Here is a 19,367-nt window from a genome sequence, read left to right as displayed (position 1 = left end):
TAGTTAAATAGTAGAATAATCGGAACATTTTGAGTTGACTTTAAATAAAGTGACGTATAATACTGAATAGTTTAAAATAAAGGATAGGTTACTTTTATTTTATTATACATAGGGAGGTCATCGAATGGTACAAGCGTACAAACATGAGTCACTGACAAACTTCAAGGCTGATGAGAACAAAAAGGCATTTGAGGAAGCACTCGCATTAGTGGATGGTTACCTCGGCCAGGATTACCCGTTGATCATTGGCGGTGAACGCGTGACGACTGAAGAAAAGATTGTCTCTACTAGTCCATCCAATAAAGAAGTAATTATCGGCCGTGTGTCCAAAACGAATAAGGACCTGGCGGAAAAAGCCATGCAGGAAGCCTTAAAGGCCTTCAAGACATGGAGTAAAACAAAGCCTGAGGTTCGGGCAGATGTCCTATTCAAAGCCGCTTCCATCATTCGTCGCAGAAAGCATGAGTTCTCCGCGCTTATGGTTCGTGAAGCAGGCAAGCCATGGGCTGAAGCCGATGCTGATACAGCAGAAGCAATTGATTTCCTTGAGTACTACGGAAGACAAATGCTGAAGCTAAAAGACGGCCAGCCAGTCTTAAGCCGTCCGGATGAATATAACCGATATGACTATATTCCTCTTGGTGTCGGGGTTATTATTTCCCCTTGGAATTTCCCGCTGGCAATCATGGCAGGAACATGTGTCGCAGCAGTTGTATCCGGAAATACCGTTTTATTAAAACCAGCCTCCACAACACCGGTCGTATCTGCGAAATTTGTAGAAGTCATGATGGAAGCAGGCTTACCTGCCGGCGTAATCAACTATGTGCCGGGCAGCGGCTCTGAGGTTGGTGATTATTTGGTCGACCATCCAAGCACGCGCTTCATCAGCTTCACTGGCTCCCGTGATGTTGGAGTGAGAATTTATGAAAGAGCATCTAAAGTCCACGAAGGCCAAAAATGGCTGAAACGTGTTATTGCTGAAATGGGCGGAAAAGATACCATCGTCGTTGATTCTGATGCAGACCTAGAGCTGGCAGCTAAATCCATCGTGGCATCTGCCTTCGGTTTCGCCGGGCAAAAATGCTCTGCCTGCTCAAGAGCAGTCATTGTAGAGGATGTCTATGACGAAGTATTGAACCGTGCCGTTGAATTGACGAAAGAACTAACATTTGGTGACACAGGGGACTTTGGCAACTTTATGGGTCCTGTTATTGATGCTGGTGCCTACAAGAAAATCACAGGCTATATCGAGATCGGCAAGGAAGAAGGACGCATCGTCGCTGGCGGGGGGTCAGATGATTCTAAAGGATACTTCATCGAGCCAACCATCATTGCAGACCTTGCCCCAGATGCACGCATCATGAAGGAAGAAATCTTCGGACCAGTCGTTGCATTCTGCAAGGCGAGCAGCTTTGACGAAGCGATTGAGATTGCTAATAATACAGATTACGGCCTAACTGGAGCAGTGATTACACGTAACCGCGCACACCAAGAAAAAGCGCGTGAAGACTTCCATGTCGGCAATCTGTACTTCAACCGCGGCTGCACAGGAGCCATCGTCGGCTACCAGCCATTCGGCGGATTTAATATGTCCGGTACAGATTCCAAAGCAGGCGGTCCTGACTACTTGCTTCTTCACATGCAAGCTAAAACAACATCTGAAGCATATTAATAGATTGAAAGACCCCACCAATGGTTTGGAGGGGTCTATTTTAGAATTCTATGAAAAAGGGCTGGTTGGTTTTATCAAGGCAATGCTCAATCCGCTGCCGAAAATTGTTCCAAGTGACCAGATCCAAGCCCTCCTCCAGCGGAAAGAACCCAACCTCCAAACTCTCAGGAGAGGTCATCAATTGCCCGCCAATGGGCTTCGCTAAGAAAAGAGTGTTACAGATTGACCGCTTCACATTTTGAAATATGCCGCAAAAGGATAGAATTTCTATATCAATTCCTGTTTCCTCCTTCGTCTCCCGAATAGCTGCCTCCTTTAGTGACTCACCCTCCTCAACCTGCCCGCCCGGCATCTCCCAGCCGCGCTTCGGTCCTCTTAGCAATAAAATCTCCTGTTTCTCATTTATAACAATCGTTGCCGCTGACACAATATGCTTAGGCGGTAGACCATTCATAAAATACCCTCCTCATTCTCATAGCATATATAAGAATTTCTGCATGAATGGACTAAAGTCCTTTTAAAGGACAGCATAAACCCAGGCATACCTAAGTTAGTGAACTGTATCGTTGACCTTGAGAAGGTGGTGATACAGCGCTCACCTTACTTCATCTGTGTGTTATAGGACTGTAAGCATTAAGAAGAAAGAATCTAGTCTTTCTAGTAAAGGCTAAGGATACGCTGCTATGCCTTCCTCAACCATATAAAACACGTCGCACAAATACCTAATTTTAGAAAAATATGAAAAAATTCCACGAAACTATTTGCATTTTCTAAATACTGTTATATAATACAAAATATATTAAGTTTTCTGTTTTATAACAAAAGATGCAGGTAAAGGAAGTGAGCTTGTAACATGGCGGTACAGACAAATGGACTGAATATCCATGGAAAGATGGAGCAGGGATTTGAAGAAATCCTCACTCCAGAAGCACTTGAATTTATCGAACAGCTTGAACGGCATTTCGGGCCGAGAAGAAAGGAATTGCTTGAGAAGCGGGCAGAACGGCAAAAGGAGATCGACGAAGGAAAGCTGCCTGATTTCCTGAAGGAAACAGAGCATATTCGAAACGGCGATTGGACGATTGCATCGCTTCCGAAGGACTTAGAAGACCGGCGAGTAGAAATTACCGGGCCGGTTGACCGAAAGATGGTCATTAACGCATTGAACTCAGGCGCCAAATGCTTTATGGCAGACTTTGAGGATGCAAACTCTCCAACCTGGAACAATAATATTGAAGGGCATATAAATCTTCGCGATGCTGTCAATCGAACCATCAGCTTTGTCAATCCGAATGGCAAGCAATACAGCCTAAAAGAAGAAACTGCAACCTTGATTGTGCGCCCAAGAGGTTTCCACCTGGAGGAGAAGAATGTCACGCTTGATGATAAGCCGATATCAGGCGGTTTGATGGATTTTGGCTTGTTCTTTTACCACAATGCCAAGACTCTTCTCGCAAATGGAAGCGGACCATACTTTTATCTGCCGAAGATCGAAAGTCACCACGAAGCGCGTCTTTGGAACGATGTATTCGTCTACGCGCAAAACCACATAGGCATCCCGCATGGCTCCATTAAAGCAACCGTCCTCATCGAAACGATCCTTGCAGCATTTGAAATGGACGAAATTCTGTACGAACTAAAAGACCACTCCGCAGGACTGAATTGCGGCAGATGGGATTATATATTCAGCTACTTAAAGAAATTCAGAAATCATGACTCTATCATTCTACCGGATCGCTCCGTCGTCACGATGGCTGTACCGTTCATGACAGCCTACTCCTTGTTGGCCATTCAGACCTGCCACAAGCGGAATGCACCAGCTATTGGCGGAATGGCTGCCCAGATTCCGGTCAAAAATGACGAAAAGGCGAACGACGAAGCCTTCGCAAAGGTACGAGCTGACAAAGAACGTGAGGCAAGAAACGGCCATGACGGCACATGGGTAGCCCATCCGGCCTTGGTTCCGGTGGCAAAGGAAGTATTTGACGAATTCATGCCGACACCAAACCAAATCCATAAGAAAAGAGAAGACGTCAGCGTCAAAGCTGAGGACCTTCTTGAAGTGCCAGAAGGCGCCATCACCGAACAGGGTGTCCGTACGAACATCAATGTCGGTATTCAATATATCGAATCGTGGCTTAATGGACGAGGAGCTGCCCCAATCTATAACCTGATGGAGGATGCTGCAACCGCTGAAATCTCCAGAGCCCAGGTATGGCAATGGGTGCGCCATCCGAAAGGGGTCCTTGATGATGGACGTAAAGTAGACATGGCCATGTATGAAACTTTTAAAGAAAAAGAATTACAGCGAATCAAATCCGAGCTAGGCGAGGAACGATTCAATTCCGGCCGATTTGATGAGGCGGCAGAGCTTTTCGACAAACTCATCAAAGAAGATACGTTTTATGACTTCTTGACGTTACCTGCATACGAAATTCTATAAATCTGATATGAACATATAGGAGGAATTAGGAATGAGAGAAGAATTAGTGAAACAAATCGAAGACCAATGGAAAGACGAAAGATGGCAAGGAATTGAACGCCCGTACTCTGCTGAGGATGTCCTCAAGCTTCGCGGCTCCGTTCAAATTGAACATACATTAGCAAGAAGAGGCTCTGAAAAACTATGGAACTACCTGAACACAGAGGATTACATCAATGCCCTTGGCGCCCTTACCGGTAACCAAGCTGTCCAGCAAGTAAAAGCGGGCTTGAAAGCCATTTATTTGAGCGGCTGGCAGGTCGCAGCTGATGCCAACCTTTCCGGCAATATGTATCCTGACCAAAGCCTTTACCCAGCAAACAGTGTACCAGCTGTTGTCAAGCGCATTAACCAAGCCCTTCAGCGTGCAGATCAAATTCACTATTCTGAGGGTAAGGAAGACATCGACTGGTTCCAGCCGATTGTAGCGGATGCAGAAGCAGGCTTTGGCGGACAATTGAACTGCTTTGAGCTCATGAAAGGCATGATTGAAGCAGGTGCTGCCGGCGTCCATTTCGAAGACCAGCTTTCTTCTGAAAAGAAATGCGGACACTTAGGCGGAAAAGTATTGCTGCCAACACAAACTGCTGTACGTAACCTGATCGCAGCACGATTGGCGGCCGATGTTATGGGCGTACCAACCATCCTGATCGCCCGGACAGATGCTGATGCAGCTGACCTAATCACAAGCGACATCGACCCAGTTGACCATCCATTTATTACGGGAGATCGCACGCCAGAAGGGTTCTACCGTACGAAAGCGGGTATCGACCAAGCAATCGCTCGGGGATTATCCTACGCACCATATGCTGATCTAATCTGGTGTGAAACATCCGAACCAAACCTAGAAGATGCGAAGAAATTCGCAGACGCAATTCACGAAAAATTCCCTGGCAAAATGCTTGCCTATAACTGCTCACCATCCTTCAACTGGAAGAAAAAGCTCGATGATGAAACCATCGCAAACTTCCAAAAAGAAATTGCAAAAATGGGCTACAAATTCCAATTCGTTACCCTTGCCGGCTTCCATGCCCTCAACCACAGTATGTTCGAATTGGCAAGAGGCTACAAAGAGCGCGGCATGGCTGCATACTCCGAGCTTCAACAAGCAGAATTCGCAAGCGAAGCAAACGGCTACACAGCAACCAGGCATCAACGCGAAGTCGGAACAGGCTACTTCGACGAAGTCGCCCAAGTCATCACTGGCGGCACATCCTCCACAACGGCCCTCAAAGGATCCACGGAGGAAGAGCAATTCCAGCAAGCTTAATAGAATGCGAGATGAAGACCGAACCCTTTTGTGGGTTCGGTTTTTTGTTTTTGGTAAGGGGGAGCTGGGGAGTAGGAGTGCCCAGCCTTTGCCCATGCAAAGGGGGCGAAGGGTGGGCAAAGGGTGGGAATCGTCAGAGAAGACCCATCCTAATCCCATGCAAAGGGGGTGAAGGGTGGACAAAGCCTGGGAGAGGGGAGGGAAAAGCCACGCCTATCCCACCTTTCACCCACCTAACCGGTATGAAGCCTGGACAAAGCCTGGGAGAGAGGAGGGAAAAGCCACGCATCTCCCACCTTTCACCCATCCAACCGGTATGAAGCCTGGGCATGGCCTGGGAGAGAGGAGGGAAAAGCCACGCATCTCCCACCTTTCGCCCACCTAACCGGTATGAAGCCTGGGCATAGCCTGGGAGAGAGGAGGGAAAAGCCACGCATCTCCCACCTTTCCCCCACCTAACCGGTACGAAGCCTGGGCAAAGCCTGGGAGAGAGGAGGGAAAAGCCACGCATCTCCCACCTTTCCCCCACCTAACCGGGGCGAAGGGTGGACAAAGGGTGGGAGAGAGGAGGGAAAAGCCACGCATCTTCCACCTTTCACCCACCCAACCGGTATGAAGCCTGGGCGTGGCCTGGGAGAGAGGAGGGAAAAGCCACGCATCTCCCACCTTTCACCTACCTAACCGGTACGAAGCCTGGGCAAAGCCTGGGAGAGAGGAGGGAAAAGCCACGCATCTCCCACCTTTCACCCACCTAACCGGTAGGAAGCCTGGGCAAAGCATGGGAGAGAGGAGGGAAAAGCCACGCCTACCCCACCTTTCACCCATCCAACCGGTATGAAGCCTGGGCATGGCCTGGGAGAGAGGAGGGAAAAGCCACGCCTATCCCACCTTTCGCCCACCTAACCGGTATGAAGCCTGGGCAAAGCATGGGAGAGAAATGGGAAAAGCCACGCCTATCCCACCTTTCGCCCACCTAACCGGTAGGAAGCCTGGGCAAAGCATGGGAGAGAAATGGGAAAAGCCACGCCTATCCCACTTTTCACCCACCCGACCGGTACAAAGCCCGGTCAAAGCCTGGGAGAAAGGTGGGGAGTCTCTCTCAAAAAACCACTCTCGATTATTAAACCATCCACCTATATGCCCACTCACCAATGAAAATACATACCTATGAAAATAAAAATTTATACTTTTAAAGTTAAATGTATAGACATTTAATAAAATATAGTTATAATGGTAAATGTAAGCGGTTAAACCAAATATTAAAAATCTATCAAAAGAGGTTGATACACATGAAAAAAATTCTCTTAGCTTGTAGTTCTGGCATGTCAACAAGTTTGTTGGTAACAAAGATGGAGGCTCACGCGAAGTCAATTGGTGATGAGGCGAAGATTTGGGCGGTTGGTCAGGATAAGGCGAAGCAGGATATGGCGGAGGCTGATGTTGTGTTGATCGGGCCGCAAATGAGCTTTTTGAAGGGCGATTTACAGAAGGAAGCGGAAAAGTACGGAATCAAGGTTGATGTAATCGATATGATGGCGTATGGCATGGCTGATGGGAAGAAAGCCTATGAGCAAGCTCTTTCTTTAATAGGTGATAAATAATGGAGAAATTACAATTGGATCAACTCACAGATGAACAGATTAGTTTTCAGCTTATTCTTCACAGCGGGAATGCGCGTGCGAAGGTGATTCAAGCTTTGCGTGAATATAAGGATGGGAATGAGAGCGGTGCGGATGAGCTGATTGCACAGGCAGAAGCGGATCTTAGTGTTGCACATGATATTCATTTCCAAATGGTGCAGAAGGAAGCTTCTGGCAACCAGATTCCATATTCACTTCTCTTGATGCATTCTGAGGACCATTTGATGTCTACGTTGACGATGAAGGAATTGGTGAAGGAACTATTGGAAGTTTTCAAGTCACAAAATAAATAAGAGTATAGAAGCCTATAAGAGTCCTTCAATAGATTGGGATGGGAGTCTTAGAGTATTCGACTGGGGGAAAAGTTGATGTTTGATAAAATAAGCAGTTTCCTTGTGCCGATTGCAGGAAAGCTTAACAATAACCGGTATTTAGGAGTTTTACGTGACGCTTTTATGTTAGCGTTTCCATTGACGGTATTCGGTTCTATGGTTGTTGTGTTGTTAAACCTGCCATTTTTGAACAAGTTTTTGAGTGATGATACGATTGCGACGCTTTCTAATACATTTGGTGTAGCGCAGAGCGCGACGATGAGTATCCTAACGGTCTTCGTAGTGTTTGGTATCGGGTATTATTTATCGAAGAGTTATAATGTGGAGGCTGTTTTCGGCGGGGTTGTGGCGCTGGCGTCCTTCTTGTTCTTAACGCCATTTGTGGTAGAAACAGCTAATGGTGAAGTGGTAACCGGTGTACTTTCATTAGACCGTCTTGGTGCTAAGGGAATGTTCCTTGGGATGATTACGGCATTTGCTGCCGGGGAGATCTACCGTAAGATTGTACAGAAAGATATTACGATTAAGATGCCTGCAGGTGTTCCGCCAGCAGTAGCAAAGTCTTTCGCAGCATTGATTCCAGCATTTATTACATTAACTGTTTTCTTATTCATTAATGCGATTGTTGTACTTGCGTTTGAAACAAACCTGCATGATGTTATTTACAGCTTGCTTCAGAAACCGCTTACTGGTTTGGGAAGCGGATTGATTCCAACGTTGGTTGTCGTATTCTTGATTCAATTGCTGTGGTTCTTCGGTCTTCATGGACAAATTATTTTGAACTCAGTTATGGATCCAATTTGGCTTTCCTTATCTTTAGAAAACTTGGATGCGTTTAAAGCTGGTGAGCAAGTTCCTCACATAATTTCAAAAACATTTATGGATACATTTACAGTTGGAATGGGCGGTACAGGGATGACTTTGGCAGTCGTTGCGGCAATCCTTGTATTCGTTAAGTCTAAACAAATGAAACAGGTGGCGAAATTAGGCGCTGCTCCAGGAATCTTCAACGTCAATGAACCAATCATCTTCGGTTTGCCAATCGTGATGAACCCATTGATTATGATTCCTTGGATTATCTCTCCAATGGTTGTTGTTATCTTCACCTACTTTATGATGAAAATCGGCTTGGTGCCGGCTCCGACTGGTGTTGTGGTTCCTTGGACAGTACCGATTGGCTTCAGTGGATATTTAGCAACAAATTCAATCAGGGGATCCTTGCTGCAAATTGCTAACTTCTTCATTGTATTCTCCATCTGGCTTCCGTTCTTGAAGGTCATTGACCGCGTTAACTTGAAGAAGGAAGAAGAAGAAGCAAGGGCTGCAGCGGAACAACAATCAAATACAGTCAATATGTAAGTAATACTAGGCTCTGGGCATGATGGATTTTCATACTCAGAGCCTAATACTAACACGTGCAAAGGAGAATTTATCGTGAACAATCTAGAGAGAGAGACTCACATAACATATAAGTTTCCAGACGGGTTTTGGTGGGGCTCTGCTGCCTCTGCAACCCAAACGGAAGGTGCTTCAGACGTAGATGGGAAAGGGAAGAACATTTGGGATCATTGGTATGAGGTAGAACCGGACCGTTTCTTTGACGGAGTGGGACCGGAGAATACATCCCAGTTCTATTATAAATATAAAGAGGATATCGCTTTAATGAAGCAAATTGGCCATAACTCTTTCCGTATGTCCATCTCATGGTCACGCATGTTTCCGGAAGGGACGGGCGACATTAATCCGAAGGCGGTGGAATTCTACCATAATGTGATTGATGAGCTGATTGCGAACGATATTGAACCATTTGTCGGGTTATTCCATTTTGATATGCCATTTGCTATGCAGGAGATTGGCGGCTGGGAGAATCTTGAGGTCGTTGATGCGTATGTGCGCTATGTGAAGGCATGCTTTGAGAACTTTGGCGGCAAGGTGAAGAAGTGGTTTACACATAATGAGCCGATTGTTCCTGTTGAGGGCGGATATTTGTATGATTTCCACTATCCGAACATTGTAGATTTTAAAAAGGCCGTACAGGTTGCGTACCATACAATCCTCTCTAGTGCCAAAGCGGTTGAAGCTTACCGAGCGCTCGGTCAGGATGGTCAGATTGGTATCGTGTTGAATCTGACTCCATCGTATCCTCGCAGCCAGAATCCTGCTGATTTGAAGGCAGCCAAGATTTGTGACGCCTTCTTCAATCGTTCATTCCTCAATCCTGCTGTAAAGGGAACATTCCCGGAGGACTTGGTTGAGATTTTACAAGAAAAAGGATTTATGCCTGTTATCGGTGACGGCGATCTTGAGACGATTAAGAATAATACCGTTGATCTTCTCGGTGTGAACTATTATCAGCCAAGACGGGTAAAGGCAAAAGAACATATGCCTCATCCAGACAGTCCGTTCATGCCTGATTATTATTTCGATTATTATGAGATGCCGGGCCGTAAGATGAACCGCCACCGCGGCTGGGAGATTTATGAGAAAGGGATTTATGATATCCTGACTAATTTGAAAGAGAACTATGGCAATATCGAGTGCTTTATTTCCGAGAACGGAATGGGTGTTGAAGGCGAAGAGAAATTCAGAAATGCCGAGGGAATGATTGAGGATGATTACCGCATCGATTTCATTCGTGAGCATCTGAAATGGGTGCATAAGGCAGCAAGCGAAGGTTCCAACGTAAAAGGCTATCATCTTTGGACTTTCATGGACAACTGGTCCTGGTCAAATGCGTATAAAAATCGCTATGGCTTCGTATCTGTCAATCTTGATAAAGATGGAGAGCGTTCCATTAAGAAGAGTGGATACTGGATTCAGCAAGTATCTGAGAATAATGGTTTTTAACCAGCATGTGAAGAAGAGGGCGCCTTTTGTGCCGTCTTCTTTATGCATTTCAATACATTGGTATACAAAACTTTCTTTATATGGAAAAATATGATGTTTTTCTTGTGATTCATTATATTATATAAGTAAGTATACAAAATGGCCGGGAGAGTCACTTTCAGTATTTATAGACAGGGAGTTAGAAGAACATGACCAAATATGAGAGCATCGCTAATGAAATGAGAAGACGAATTAAAGAGGGGTTTTATTCAATCGACCAGCCGATTCCTGATGAGGTTAGTTTGGCTGCGGAATTCGGTTCAAGCCGGATGACGATGCGAAAGGCCTTGGACCTCCTTGTCTCAGAAGGACTCCTCTTCCGTAAGAGGGGCCATGGGACATTTATCATTCAAATGTATAAGAATCAATCCTTGAATGTGATCAGTGATGAGAGCTTAGGACTGTCCAATTTGGTCAAAGACAAGCCTGTATCGAGCAAGATTATCCAGTTTACGATTGAGTTCCCGTCTGAAGAGGTGGCCGGCCATCTGGCAATCGGAACGAAGGAGCCGGTGTATCATATCATTCGTTTGAGGATGGTTGACCATGAGCCGTATGTTATGGAAGAGACCTATATGCCATCCAACTTAATTCCGGGGATCACAGAGGACATTTTACATGCTTCCATCTATAATTATATACAGCAGAGCCTGGACTTGAAGATTGGCGGAGCTCATAGGACGATTATGGCTGATAAATCAAATGAGCTTGACCAAACTTACTTAGAGTGCAAGACAGATGATCCAATTTTGCAGGTTGTGCAGGTTGGCTTCTTGAATAACGGCGTTCCATTTGAATATTCATTTTCAAGACATCGCTATGATAAGTTTGTTTTTACGAGCGTAACAGTGAAGAAATAACAAGATTCGAGAGGAGCGGTTGACATGCTTTTAGGTGCAATTGAAGCAGGGGGTACGAAGTTTGTCTGTGCGGTTGGAAAGGAAGATGGTACGATTGTCGAACGTACGGTTATTCCGACTGATTTGCCTGAGGTGACGATGAAAGAGGTCATCAAATTCTTTCAAAAGCATAAACCCTCAGCGATTGGTATTGGCACATTCGGACCGGCGGATGTTGACCCGGTAAGTGTGACGTTTGGGACGATTACTTCAACACCAAAGCAGGGGTGGAGAAATTATCCGCTTGTGAGTGAACTTAAGAAGAGATTCCCGGTACCAATAGGTTTTAATACGGATGTGAACGCAGCGGCTCTTGGAGAAGCCAGGCTTGGAGCGGCTAAGGGGCTGGACAGCTGTCTATATATTACTGTCGGCACTGGAATCGGAGCTGGGGCATTAATAGGGGGGAAACTTCTTCAGGGTTTATCTCATCCTGAAATGGGACATATCCTCGTTCGGAGGCATCCGAATGATTCGTATGCTGGGAAATGTCCTTACCATGGGGACTGTCTCGAGGGCTTGGCTGCAGGACCAGCCATTGAGGAGCGCTGGGGTGTAAAAGGAGACCAGCTTAAGGAGAGAGCAGAAGTTTGGGAGATGGAAGGCTTTTATCTAGCCCAGGCAATTGCTCAGTACATTCTAGTGCTGTCCCCGAAGAAAATCATCCTTGGCGGGGGCGTGATGAAACAGGCGCAGCTGTTCCCGATTATTGCAAGGAATGTACAGGAAATGTTGAATGGCTATGTCTCATTGCCGGAGATCATGGAGCACATGGAGGATTATCTCGTGCCGCCGGGACTTGGGGATAATGCCGGAATAACAGGTGCCTTAATGCTCGCATATCAGGCCTATACAGAATAAGATACATAGGGAAAAAGGGGGATGCTTAAAAGATAAGGGCATCCTTTTATTATTTCCTTCGACAAATCTTTTCCCGGGTAATAAATTCCCCGAAAAAAGGATAATCTTGCATGAACTTGTGGGGATTCCTGTTTTAACCGGGAATCTGATTGCTTTAACGCACGAAAGTTTGGTATTATCATTATAATTGTTGTCTATAGAATGCAGTAATTTGGAGGTGTCATTCATGACGCGGATTTCTAAAGAAGAGGCTAAGCATGTCGCAAATTTGGCGAGATTGGCCATTACGGAAGAAGAAACAGAAATGTTTACGAAGCAGCTCGATTCGATTATCACATTTGCCGAGCAATTAAATGAGCTCGATACAACAAATATTGAACCTACAACACATGTGTTACATATGAAGAATGTCTTACGGGAAGACAAGCCGTCACCTGGATTGCCGAGGGAAGAGGTCTTAAAGAATGCCCCTGACCACCAGGATGGACAAATACGTGTACCAGGAATCATGGAGTAGGCCAGGGAGGGAAATACAATGTCTTTATTTGACCATAAAGTATCGGAGCTGCAGCAAATGCTGCACTCAAAGGAAATCTCCGTCAGCGATCTCGTTTCTGAATCCTATAGCAGAATCAAGGAGGTTGACGGGGAAGTGAAAGCTTTCCTCACACTGAATGAGGAGAATGCCCGAAAGGAAGCGGACGAGCTTGATACGAAGCTAGTACGCGGAGAAGCGAAAGGTCCTCTGTTTGGAATGCCAATCGGCATTAAGGATAATATCGTAACAAAAGGCTTGCGCACAACTTGTGCGAGCAAGATTCTTGATAATTTCGACCCAATCTATGATGCAACCGTTATGGAGCGCTTAAAGCAGAACGAAACCATCACAATTGGCAAATTGAACATGGACGAATTCGCGATGGGTTCTTCAACAGAGAACTCTGCCTTCCAGAAAACGGCGAATCCATGGGATTTAAGCACAGTTCCTGGCGGTTCCTCAGGTGGCTCGGCTGCGGCTGTGGCAGCTGGCGAAGTCCCGTTCAGCCTTGGATCTGATACGGGCGGTTCTATCCGTCAGCCGGCATCCTATTGCGGTGTTGTCGGCATGAAGCCAACCTATGGACGCGTGTCTCGCTATGGCCTCGTTGCCTTTGCATCATCACTTGACCAAATCGGTCCAATTACACGCAACGTCGAAGACAATGCCTACTTACTTCAAGCGATTGCAGGAATTGATCCGATGGATGGAACATCTGCTCATATTGAGGTTCCTGATTTCTCGAAAGCTTTAACAGGCGATATTAAGGGTCTAAAGATTGCTGTGCCAAAGGAATACCTTGGTGAAGGCGTCAGCCCGGAGGTACGCCAATCAGTGCTCGATTCCTTGAAGGTGCTTGAAGGCCTTGGGGCAAGCTATGATGAGGTATCCTTGCCGCATTCCAAATATGCGCTATCAACATATTATCTCCTGTCATCCTCTGAGGCGTCTGCGAACCTCTCCCGCTTTGACGGTGTGAGATACGGACACCGCACAGAGAATGCTGAGAATCTCTTAGAAATGTATAAGCAAACAAGAGCAGAAGGATTCGGAGATGAAGTAAAACGACGTATCATGCTCGGTACGTTCGCGCTAAGCTCCGGCTACTATGATGCTTATTATAAAAAAGCTCAAAAAGTACGTACGCTGATTAAAAATGATTTTGAAAGAGTATTTGACCAATATGATGTCATCATTGGACCAACTGCACCAACACCTGCCTTCAAAATGGGCGAGAAAACGAGTGATCCGCTCACAATGTATGCCAATGATATCTTGACCATCCCGGTAAACCTTGCGGGTGTTCCAGGTATCTCTGTGCCAAATGGATTTACAAATGGCCTTCCGCTTGGTCTGCAAATCATCGGTAAGCACTTCGATGAGAGCACGGTCTACAAGGTAGCCCATGCCTTTGAACAAGCGACAGACTTCCATAAACAAAAGCCGTCATTGCAGGGGGTGGAGTAAATGAACTACGAAACAGTCATCGGCTTAGAGGTTCACGTTGAGCTAAAAACAGAATCAAAAATTTTCTCCGCGAGCCCGAACCAATTCGGCGCGGACCCAAACACAAACACAAGTGTCATTGACCTTGGCTATCCGGGGGTATTGCCTGTCTTGAATAAGAAGGCAGTCGAATATGCGATGAAGGCTGCCATGGCCTTGAACTGTGAAGTGGCGACTGATACAAAATTCGACCGTAAAAACTATTTCTATCCGGACAATCCGAAGGCCTACCAAATCTCTCAATTTGATAAGCCAATCGGTGAGCATGGCTGGATTGAAATTGAAGTGAACGGTGAGAAGAAACGCATCGGTATCACTCGTCTTCATCTAGAGGAGGATGCCGGCAAACTGACCCATACAGCAGACGGCTATTCCTTATGTGACTATAACCGCCAAGGAACGCCATTGATTGAAATCGTATCTGAGCCGGATATTCGTACACCGGAAGAAGCCTATGCGTATCTCGAGAAATTGAAATCCATCATTCAGTACACAGGCGTTTCTGACTGTAAGATGGAGGAAGGAAGCCTTCGTTGTGATGCGAATATTTCCCTTCGTCCAGTAGGACAGGAGGAATTCGGCACAAAGACAGAGCTGAAGAATTTAAACTCCTTCAACTTTGTCCGCAAAGGTCTTGAATTTGAACAGGAGCGTCAGGCAAAGGTATTGAATGAAGGTGGTGTTATCCTTCAGGAAACTCGCCGCTTTGATGAAGCAACAGGTGCTACCTTGCTTATGCGTGTGAAGGAAGGGTCTGACGATTATCGTTACTTCCCTGAGCCTGATTTAGTGGAACTCTATATTGACCAGGAATGGAAGGACCGTATTCGTGCGGAAATTCCGGAGCTTCCCGATGAGCGGAAGAAGCGCTATGTGGAAGACTGGGGCTTGCCTAGCTATGACGCAGCAGTCCTGACTGTGACAAAGGAAACAGCTGATTTCTTCGAGGCAACTGTTGCTGCCGGGGCTGAGCCAAAGCAGGCTTCAAACTGGATCATGGGTGAGCTGTCCGCCTACATGAAATCTGCTCAAAAAGAGCTGCATGACACGCCATTATCCCCAGAAAGCCTGGCCGGCTTGATTAAATTGATCGTGAACGGAACAATTTCCTCCAAAATCGCGAAGACCGTCTTCAAGGAATTAGTGGAGAACGGCGGGGATGCAGAGACAATCGTGAAGGAGAAAGGGCTTGTCCAAATCTCTGACGAAGGTGCCCTCCGTAAGATTGTTCTTGAGATTCTTGATAATAACCCTCAATCGATTGAGGACTTCAAGAACGGCAAGCAAAAGGCCGTTGGCTTCCTTGTCGGTCAAATGATGAAAGCGACAAAAGGCCAAGCGAATCCGCAAATGGTTAACCAATTAATTATGGACGAGTTGAAGAAACGATAAGAGTGAAACCCGCCTTCTATGAGGCGGGTTTCCTTTTGCAGGCTATTCCTTGTTTTTTGTCTCCATATGAAGGGGAGGAGGCACGAGCCAGCCTTTATCCTTCATGATTTGCAGCAAGACTGCGCCATCCTTCAATGATTTGGCACTTTGCTGGGTAAGCATCATGGCGATGTCTTCACGGATGCATTGGCTGATCAATCCGCTCATTGCTGTAATGCCAGTTGCGATATCCTTGGCGAGTGCATAGGCAATCTGAGCATCCTGAAATCTTGCACCAACAGGAATCTGCTCAATATCAACCTCAGGTCTTTCAGCTGGTGTCGGCGGTACAACGATATCATTAGCCAATAATAATTCTTCCATTTCCTTGATGGCTGGCTTGATGGTTGTTATAATGACATCTTTAATAAATTCCTTTAAGTCTTTATCACCAACATGATTCGCATAGACCTGATACCCGTCCAAAGCAGCTTTTGCTGCTGCCAGCTGCATATAGACTCCATAGACTTCACCATAATGCATTGGTTCCTTTTGTGGATTGCCGCTTAAAATTCCCATATGATAAGCTCCTTTTTTCCCTTAATTGAAGATGAGATGAGTACCTCACAGGCTTATTATGGATGTATTTTGGGAAAGTATAAGCGGATGCTAGGAAAGGGAAAAGCTAACATCATTATTTCTGCCACGTAACCTGTGAGAGGACGGGACCAGCCTTTTAGTTTACTGCAAGCCACGCCATAAAAGAATGAATTGAGAATGTATATTGCGAATGGATGGCAATGAATGGTAATGTGGATTTAAAAGGAGGATGAACCATGAAATTGTTTAGCATGCTGTCTTTATTATTCATTGCCATTGGAATCATGACATATGGGGTAAGCAGAAATGCCGGAGAGTTAACGGAATTATTCATCCTGTTGGGATTCATCAGTTTATTTATCACAATCATTCTAGGGTTTGTCGCGATGATAAAAAACGAAGCCGGAAAGCTAAAGTACCTATCAATTATGATGGCCTTTCTGATGCTTGGAGTGATCACCTGGGCGGAGCCTTTTCAGATTGTCCGAGTGTTGACATGGCTGAAGAATGCGTAATTGGCAGAAGAGATATGATTGAAACCAATCAATGTACAATGATCCCTTTTCAAAAGACAGATGATGATGAAGTAAAGCAGCTGTATAGGAATCATGATGTGAGACGATATTTGGGCGGTATACGAACCGAGGATGATTTACAATCTATCTTTGATGAGATGCATAGCATGAATGAAGAAGTTAATTGGGTTATTAGGAAGAAAAACACAAAGGAATTTGTCGGGTTAATTTCTCTAGGACTCCATCACGATGGTAACTTCCATGAAGTGTCCTATCAGCTATTGCCGATATGGTGGGGAAAGGGCTATGGAACAGAAGTTGTTTATGCCGTTTTAGACTATGCTTTTCTAACCTTAAATCTGCCAAAAGTCGGAGCGGAGACACAGGCCGCTAATATACCTTCCAGAAGGCTGCTGGAAAAGGTGGGGATGAGGGAGGAAGGAAGAGTCATTCGCTTTGGTGAGGAGCAAGTCATTTATTCAATCACCTATAAGTAAAAAAAGAGGTCACTTGAAAGAACTTCGTAACCTCATAACATTATAGAATAATGCTGCATCCCGGCCCATACCTGTTTGACGGTTGATTTTCGGGCGCAGGCACTCTAAGAATTGATCATCACAATATTTTGATGGACCATATCTTTGATAACACTCATCGTGACGTTTGCAGCAAGAATCGACGGGATTGGTTGGAGATCCTGGACCTGAACATCCAGGTCCGCAATAGCGGTAACCGGGTACGCAGAAACCACGTTTTCTTGGTTGCCTTCTCATGAAATATTCCTCCATTACTCGGACATGCTTCTATAGTTTATGATTTTTTCATGAATGTGGAAGGGCTAAAGGAGTCTAATTGTTTTTTAGATTTATAGGAATCCGTTTTTTGCAATGCTGTATTAAAATGTACCATTTACATAAATGAAGGAGGTATCATATTTGTTAGCTGGAAAATCGATTTCGCGGATGCGTATAGTCATGCTAATCATTTCATTAAGTGCATTTATAGCTTTACTGTTAGTCACTTTTCAGAGCTACTTTCATTCTTCTGAACTGCAATCATTAGTTGAAAAAGCTGAAGAAAATAATCTTGAATATGAAGTAATCATCCATAATCCTCTTACTAACTCTTACAGTTTTAGAATTCTAAATGATTAATGAACAAGTGTTTGATGAAATTAGTAAATTAGTCTAATTTATCTGTTTGACCATGGAATAAGAATCTTCAATTCGAGGACATTTTTTATTATAGTAAATCCTGGATTGGGTAATTTATGGCTTTGGGAGTCAATATTTATATATAAGCAGATGTAGATGTGATTTGGCAGAAGAGGGGGATTGGGATGAACCTTGTAATTTGGATGAGTGTTATTGGGTTAATCACTGCTGCTGTTTACATGTTAAGTAAATGGATCAGCAGGTTATTAGGTGTAGAGGGAGTGGACCTGGAGGAGACCAAGGGAGGAAAGGTATTCAAATGGGGATGCGGTATCCTTTTGGGCATTTATTTCGTTATAATCATTAATTTAGGCATTGTTAACGAGCAAGAAGTACCTGGCAGTTACATTCTGTTAGTTATAGCTGCACTTTGGTTGTATAAGGCACTGCTTGAATGGAAGTATATAAAAGGGTCGAAGCAGTATATCCGAACATTGATTGAACTAATCATTCTTATGACAGCTATACCGCTAGCCCATAAAATCATATCTCATTTTCCAGTGTTCTGAGCCGTTATAGGCTCTTTTTTTATGAGCAGATATTTTTTCTTTGACAAATAAACCTTTCATTTTGACAAAAATATTTGTCAAAATGAAAGGTACAGCATACAATGATAGTAGAGGTGAGGATATGAAAACGAGATTAAAGGAGCTGCGGGCACGTGAAGGGATGAATCAGACGCAGCTGGCGAAGCTTGCGAAAATATCTCGCCAAACGGTGAGCTTGATTGAACGTGAAGAGTTTGTTCCTTCCCTATTGATTGCTGTGCGGATTGCGAGAATATTTGATGAACGGATTGAGAATATCTTTTTATTTGAGGAGGATGAATGATGACGAAAGCGATTGGGAAACTGCTGTTTGGAGCGCTGGCGGGTGCCGTGTTGGGGTATGGGCTGATGTTTACAATAACAAATACAGGCTTGGGGGATGTGGATAGCTCCTGGGCATTCCCTGACCTGAGCTTTGAATGGATGATTGTGTTGATGGTAATTTCCGTCTCTTTGATAATTTTGAGTGTGGTAAAAGGGATGACCATCGTGAAGGAGTCCAAAAGTCAAGTGAGCGGGGATGAGGAGGATGAACTGGCAGAGCTCCAGAACAAACGCTATTATGATGGATCACTGGCGGTGAATACAGCCTTATTTGCCTCTAGTGGAATGCTTGCGCTGGTGGCCATTACGGATCAACCGAATGTATTCATCTTTATTAGCTTAGGCTTGGTCTTGCTAAGTCTTGTGATGTCCTTTATCAATGCGGAGTTAGTTAAATATGCGGATCCTAATCGGGAATATCCATCTGTGAACGATAAGCGGTATGCCGAGAAGCTGATGGAAATGAGCGATGAAGGGGAACGTCACATCATGCTGCAAGGATTATATAGAGCATTTACTAGCATCAATATGCTTCTCTTCTTTGCAGTACTCATGCTCATAGGCTATTCCGTTATCACAGGTTCCTCCCAATTAGCCGGAATACTGATCATCCTCTTTATCCTAATCTACACAAATGCTCAATACATGCTGTCCATACGTAAAAGATCGATACGATGAATACAGTCGGCAAGACTAGCAGACAATGAAA

20 protein-coding genes are annotated in these 19,367 nt (G+C 45.0%); 17 read left to right on the top strand and 3 right to left on the bottom strand.

Annotated features, from left to right (window positions below):
* Nucleotides 1–124: 124 nt before the first annotated feature.
* A complete protein-coding gene (pruA, locus tag AC622_RS18200; protein ID WP_049672341.1) occupies nucleotides 125–1,672 on the top strand; it encodes an L-glutamate gamma-semialdehyde dehydrogenase in 1,548 nt (515 codons plus the stop codon).
* 40 nt (nucleotides 1,673–1,712) lie between these two features.
* Here pruA and AC622_RS18195 read toward each other — a convergent pair whose 3' ends face one another.
* Nucleotides 1,713–2,126, bottom strand: coding sequence for an NUDIX hydrolase (locus AC622_RS18195; RefSeq protein ID WP_049672340.1), 414 nt, complete (start codon nucleotides 2,124–2,126; stop codon nucleotides 1,713–1,715).
* A 399-nt stretch (nucleotides 2,127–2,525) separates the two neighbouring features.
* Between AC622_RS18195 and aceB the strand changes: the two genes are divergently transcribed.
* The 11 genes from aceB (at nucleotide 2,526) to gatB (ending at nucleotide 15,478) form a co-directional block, all read left to right on the top strand.
* Nucleotides 2,526–4,115, top strand: coding sequence for a malate synthase A (gene aceB, locus AC622_RS18190; RefSeq protein ID WP_049672339.1), 1,590 nt, complete (start codon nucleotides 2,526–2,528; stop codon nucleotides 4,113–4,115).
* A 31-nt stretch (nucleotides 4,116–4,146) separates the two neighbouring features.
* Nucleotides 4,147–5,424, top strand: a complete 1,278-nt coding sequence (gene aceA, locus AC622_RS18185) for an isocitrate lyase (RefSeq protein WP_049672338.1) — start codon at nucleotides 4,147–4,149, stop codon at nucleotides 5,422–5,424.
* A 1,289-nt stretch (nucleotides 5,425–6,713) separates the two neighbouring features.
* The gene (locus AC622_RS18165) at nucleotides 6,714–7,025 is read left to right on the top strand and encodes a PTS sugar transporter subunit IIB (RefSeq protein WP_049672334.1); all 312 of its coding nucleotides are present in this window, start codon (nucleotides 6,714–6,716) and stop codon (nucleotides 7,023–7,025) included.
* On the top strand, nucleotides 7,025–7,357 hold the full coding sequence (locus AC622_RS18160) for a PTS lactose/cellobiose transporter subunit IIA (RefSeq protein ID WP_049672333.1): 333 nt from the start codon (nucleotides 7,025–7,027) through the stop codon (nucleotides 7,355–7,357). Before AC622_RS18165 ends, AC622_RS18160 begins: the two co-directional genes overlap by 1 nt.
* Before the next feature lie 75 nt (nucleotides 7,358–7,432).
* Complete coding sequence (gene celB / locus AC622_RS18155; RefSeq protein WP_049672332.1) at nucleotides 7,433–8,755, top strand: PTS cellobiose transporter subunit IIC; 1,323 nt, start codon at nucleotides 7,433–7,435, stop codon at nucleotides 8,753–8,755.
* 102 nt (nucleotides 8,756–8,857) lie between these two features.
* Nucleotides 8,858–10,243 carry a glycoside hydrolase family 1 protein gene (locus AC622_RS18150; protein ID WP_156185728.1) on the top strand — a complete coding sequence of 462 codons (1,386 nt, stop codon included), beginning with the start codon at nucleotides 8,858–8,860 and terminating at the stop codon, nucleotides 10,241–10,243.
* 188 nt (nucleotides 10,244–10,431) lie between these two features.
* Entirely contained in the window at nucleotides 10,432–11,142 is a 711-nt protein-coding gene (locus AC622_RS18145; protein ID WP_049672330.1) for a GntR family transcriptional regulator, read from the top strand.
* Nucleotides 11,143–11,166: 24 nt separating this feature from the next.
* Nucleotides 11,167–12,042, top strand: coding sequence for an ROK family protein (locus AC622_RS18140; RefSeq protein ID WP_049672329.1), 876 nt, complete (start codon nucleotides 11,167–11,169; stop codon nucleotides 12,040–12,042).
* Nucleotides 12,043–12,268: 226 nt separating this feature from the next.
* A complete protein-coding gene (gatC, locus tag AC622_RS18135) occupies nucleotides 12,269–12,559 on the top strand; it encodes an Asp-tRNA(Asn)/Glu-tRNA(Gln) amidotransferase subunit GatC (RefSeq protein ID WP_049672328.1) in 291 nt (96 codons plus the stop codon).
* 18 nt (nucleotides 12,560–12,577) lie between these two features.
* Nucleotides 12,578–14,047: an Asp-tRNA(Asn)/Glu-tRNA(Gln) amidotransferase subunit GatA gene (gatA, locus tag AC622_RS18130; RefSeq protein ID WP_049672327.1), complete on the top strand. Its 1,470-nt coding sequence runs from the start codon at nucleotides 12,578–12,580 to the stop codon at nucleotides 14,045–14,047.
* Nucleotides 14,048–15,478: an Asp-tRNA(Asn)/Glu-tRNA(Gln) amidotransferase subunit GatB gene (gene gatB / locus AC622_RS18125; RefSeq protein WP_049672326.1), complete on the top strand. Its 1,431-nt coding sequence runs from the start codon at nucleotides 14,048–14,050 to the stop codon at nucleotides 15,476–15,478.
* 42 nt (nucleotides 15,479–15,520) lie between these two features.
* Here gatB and AC622_RS18120 read toward each other — a convergent pair whose 3' ends face one another.
* Nucleotides 15,521–16,036, bottom strand: coding sequence for a DUF3231 family protein (locus tag AC622_RS18120; protein ID WP_049672325.1), 516 nt, complete (start codon nucleotides 16,034–16,036; stop codon nucleotides 15,521–15,523).
* Nucleotides 16,037–16,293: 257 nt separating this feature from the next.
* On the opposite strand from AC622_RS18120, the gene AC622_RS18115 reads away from it, so the two are divergent.
* A complete protein-coding gene (locus AC622_RS18115) occupies nucleotides 16,294–16,572 on the top strand; it encodes a hypothetical protein (protein ID WP_049672324.1) in 279 nt (92 codons plus the stop codon).
* Complete coding sequence (locus AC622_RS18110) at nucleotides 16,554–17,069, top strand: GNAT family N-acetyltransferase (protein WP_231589555.1); 516 nt, start codon at nucleotides 16,554–16,556, stop codon at nucleotides 17,067–17,069. The genes AC622_RS18115 and AC622_RS18110 overlap by 19 nt, the downstream gene beginning before the upstream one ends.
* A 9-nt stretch (nucleotides 17,070–17,078) precedes the next feature.
* On the opposite strand, the gene AC622_RS20820 is transcribed toward AC622_RS18110, so the two are convergent.
* Entirely contained in the window at nucleotides 17,079–17,345 is a 267-nt protein-coding gene (locus AC622_RS20820; protein WP_082197210.1) for a Parvovirus coat protein VP1-like protein, read from the bottom strand.
* A 566-nt stretch (nucleotides 17,346–17,911) separates the two neighbouring features.
* Here AC622_RS20820 and AC622_RS18100 point away from each other — a divergent pair.
* From AC622_RS18100 to AC622_RS18090, 3 genes are all read left to right on the top strand, one after another.
* A complete protein-coding gene (locus AC622_RS18100; RefSeq protein ID WP_049672322.1) occupies nucleotides 17,912–18,295 on the top strand; it encodes a DUF4181 domain-containing protein in 384 nt (127 codons plus the stop codon).
* Between the two features lie 121 nt (nucleotides 18,296–18,416).
* On the top strand, nucleotides 18,417–18,617 hold the full coding sequence (locus AC622_RS18095) for a helix-turn-helix transcriptional regulator (RefSeq protein WP_049673068.1): 201 nt from the start codon (nucleotides 18,417–18,419) through the stop codon (nucleotides 18,615–18,617).
* Nucleotides 18,614–19,336, top strand: coding sequence for a DUF3169 family protein (locus tag AC622_RS18090; RefSeq protein WP_082197209.1), 723 nt, complete (start codon nucleotides 18,614–18,616; stop codon nucleotides 19,334–19,336). Before AC622_RS18095 ends, AC622_RS18090 begins: the two co-directional genes overlap by 4 nt.
* Nucleotides 19,337–19,367 lie beyond the last annotated feature (31 nt).

It is taken from the genome of Bacillus sp. FJAT-27916, from assembly GCF_001183965.1.
Taxonomy (GTDB): Bacteria; Bacillota; Bacilli; order Bacillales; family Pradoshiaceae; genus Pradoshia.
Note: the sequence above shows the minus strand (reverse complement) of the source record. Positions and strands in the feature narration are given on the sequence as shown.

Bases quoted from the DNA above. Each gene is read 5' to 3' on its own strand.
- pruA (WP_049672341.1), top strand. From the start codon at position 125: ATGGTACAAGCGTACAAACATGAGTCACTGACAAACTTCAAGGCTGAT.
- AC622_RS18195 (WP_049672340.1), bottom strand. From the start codon at position 2,126: ATGAATGGTCTACCGCCTAAGCATATTGTGTCAGCGGCAACGATTGTT.
- aceB (WP_049672339.1), top strand. From the start codon at position 2,526: ATGGCGGTACAGACAAATGGACTGAATATCCATGGAAAGATGGAGCAG.
- aceA (WP_049672338.1), top strand. From the start codon at position 4,147: ATGAGAGAAGAATTAGTGAAACAAATCGAAGACCAATGGAAAGACGAA.
- AC622_RS18165 (WP_049672334.1), top strand. From the start codon at position 6,714: ATGAAAAAAATTCTCTTAGCTTGTAGTTCTGGCATGTCAACAAGTTTG.
- AC622_RS18160 (WP_049672333.1), top strand. From the start codon at position 7,025: ATGGAGAAATTACAATTGGATCAACTCACAGATGAACAGATTAGTTTT.
- celB (WP_049672332.1), top strand. From the start codon at position 7,433: ATGTTTGATAAAATAAGCAGTTTCCTTGTGCCGATTGCAGGAAAGCTT.
- AC622_RS18145 (WP_049672330.1), top strand. From the start codon at position 10,432: ATGACCAAATATGAGAGCATCGCTAATGAAATGAGAAGACGAATTAAA.
- AC622_RS18140 (WP_049672329.1), top strand. From the start codon at position 11,167: ATGCTTTTAGGTGCAATTGAAGCAGGGGGTACGAAGTTTGTCTGTGCG.
- gatC (WP_049672328.1), top strand. From the start codon at position 12,269: ATGACGCGGATTTCTAAAGAAGAGGCTAAGCATGTCGCAAATTTGGCG.
- gatA (WP_049672327.1), top strand. From the start codon at position 12,578: ATGTCTTTATTTGACCATAAAGTATCGGAGCTGCAGCAAATGCTGCAC.
- gatB (WP_049672326.1), top strand. From the start codon at position 14,048: ATGAACTACGAAACAGTCATCGGCTTAGAGGTTCACGTTGAGCTAAAA.
- AC622_RS18120 (WP_049672325.1), bottom strand. From the start codon at position 16,036: ATGGGAATTTTAAGCGGCAATCCACAAAAGGAACCAATGCATTATGGT.
- AC622_RS18115 (WP_049672324.1), top strand. From the start codon at position 16,294: ATGAAATTGTTTAGCATGCTGTCTTTATTATTCATTGCCATTGGAATC.
- AC622_RS18110 (WP_231589555.1), top strand. From the start codon at position 16,554: ATGGCTGAAGAATGCGTAATTGGCAGAAGAGATATGATTGAAACCAAT.
- AC622_RS20820 (WP_082197210.1), bottom strand. From the start codon at position 17,345: ATGAGAAGGCAACCAAGAAAACGTGGTTTCTGCGTACCCGGTTACCGC.
- AC622_RS18100 (WP_049672322.1), top strand. From the start codon at position 17,912: ATGAACCTTGTAATTTGGATGAGTGTTATTGGGTTAATCACTGCTGCT.
- AC622_RS18095 (WP_049673068.1), top strand. From the start codon at position 18,417: ATGAAAACGAGATTAAAGGAGCTGCGGGCACGTGAAGGGATGAATCAG.
- AC622_RS18090 (WP_082197209.1), top strand. From the start codon at position 18,614: ATGATGACGAAAGCGATTGGGAAACTGCTGTTTGGAGCGCTGGCGGGT.